The 1,596-nt window shown below is 46.6% G+C and carries 3 protein-coding genes; all 3 read right to left on the bottom strand.

The window, feature by feature from the left end; genetic code table 11:
* Nucleotides 1–5: 5 nt before the first annotated feature.
* Nucleotides 6–1,028 carry a phage late control D family protein gene (locus tag ACFINU_RS09750; protein WP_375667654.1) on the bottom strand — a complete coding sequence of 341 codons (1,023 nt, stop codon included), beginning with the start codon at nucleotides 1,026–1,028 and terminating at the stop codon, nucleotides 6–8.
* Nucleotides 1,028–1,282 carry a tail protein X gene (locus ACFINU_RS09755; protein WP_375609809.1) on the bottom strand — a complete coding sequence of 85 codons (255 nt, stop codon included), beginning with the start codon at nucleotides 1,280–1,282 and terminating at the stop codon, nucleotides 1,028–1,030. The genes ACFINU_RS09750 and ACFINU_RS09755 overlap by 1 nt, the downstream gene beginning before the upstream one ends.
* Nucleotides 1,279–1,596: phage tail protein (locus ACFINU_RS09760; RefSeq protein WP_375667652.1), on the bottom strand; the 318-nt coding region annotated here is incomplete at its 5' end. The genes ACFINU_RS09760 and ACFINU_RS09755, both read right to left, overlap by 4 nt.

Genomic DNA, 1,596 nt, shown 5'->3' on the forward strand with positions numbered 1-1,596 from the left:
CAAAATTATCTCTTGGATTTTCTGTTTTTAGCATGTTCAGTGTTCTCATTGCTTTCTTTTCCCTTGTTTGGTGCCTCAAAGGTGATTTCTGTTGTGTATCCGCTTTGTTTTTCATAACGATGTGTGACGGTAGCGGCTTTCCATGGTCCATTGATTTGCCCACGAAACCCTTGAAGGATGAGAGGTTGATCCGCCATGATTTCAGGGCGTCCTGCAAGAGACAAAGAGCCACTGCCTACAGCACGACATAAGCGATCCGACTCGGAAGCGGCGGCAGATAAAGCTTCCTCTTGACATGGATAACAACTGCGAAGACGCCGCACAGGCCCGCTAAACCCTGTCTGATGCTTGACTTGGCATTGTTGCCCTGTTGAGCGATCAAAATAAGAAGCTTCAATGATGCCGTATTGCGTGCGTGGCTCTAACGTGAATTCCCAGTTAGAACAGTCGTGCTTATGAAGTTCAAGTGCTGGTAAATTATCCCCGCTTAAAAATAAAAACTTATGGTCTTTGATTAAAAAACGCGCCTGCATGCGGTCCGCAAGACGGGTTAAAAAATCAACCGCCGATTGATCTGTACGAATCACATAAGAAAGAGTTTGTTTGATAAATTGTGGACTGACCTTTGCTTGATAGCCATGGCGTTTGGCGAGTGTCTCAACAATCTCACCAACAGTTTTGTGATCAAAATGTTCACTCGCTTGTTCTTTGAGTTCTTTACGCATCGAGGCGCTTTTGCCACAAAGGCGCAAAATCTCTCCATCACTGCCCCCAATACTCACCACCGACTCAACAACAAAACGCCCCATAAAGGCACTGATGCTGTTCTCATAGCCAAAAATCACTTGCAGAGTGCTGTTGCTTGAGGGAACCTCTAAATCATTACCACTATCATCAAACTCTGCTTCAAATGTATCGGCTTCATTACCGGCATGGTCCGTAATGGTTGCGGTTAAAAGACGCTGGTAAAAAACCTCATGAACAAGCTTATCCCCCACCCTCACCTCAATAAAAGGATGCGTGCGCATTAATCCCATAACCGCTTCACCACGCTGTTCTTTTCTTGGCTGACAAACTCAGGCAGAATGACCTTTAAGCCCCGTGGCAACAGAGCACCATACCCTGCAATACCTGGATTGGCTTCCAGTGTGGCTTCTAAATAGCCATTTAGTCCCCCAACTTGAGAACGGTCCCCTAACACAGCCATGGCATGGTGAAAGCAGATCAGATCGAGACTCATATCTTCTAGCTCTACCACGAGGTGCTTTTCTGGTATCTTCATGGCGTTTCTCCTCCTTGGGAATATTGACCATATCCCTCTTGGTATTGTCCCACCTGATATTGACCTTGTGGTTTTCCTCCATCGAAAAACGGTAACAAGCTAATGGCATAGCGAATGCGCCCCGATTGACCAGAGCGACTAATATAGTCGTGATCTTTCGTGACACTGGTGATTACCACTGATCCATGGAGAATGGCGCTATAGCCATTGTCACTCATCCAACGGATCATCTGAACGGGCTTGGCAGCACGAATGGTTCTGGTGATAGCATCAATGGCTACCCGGTCCCCAAACTCTTCTGGAAACAATACCCC

The organism is Bartonella sp. AC130YNZD, from assembly GCF_042196865.1.
GTDB lineage: Bacteria > Pseudomonadota > Alphaproteobacteria > Rhizobiales > Rhizobiaceae > Bartonella.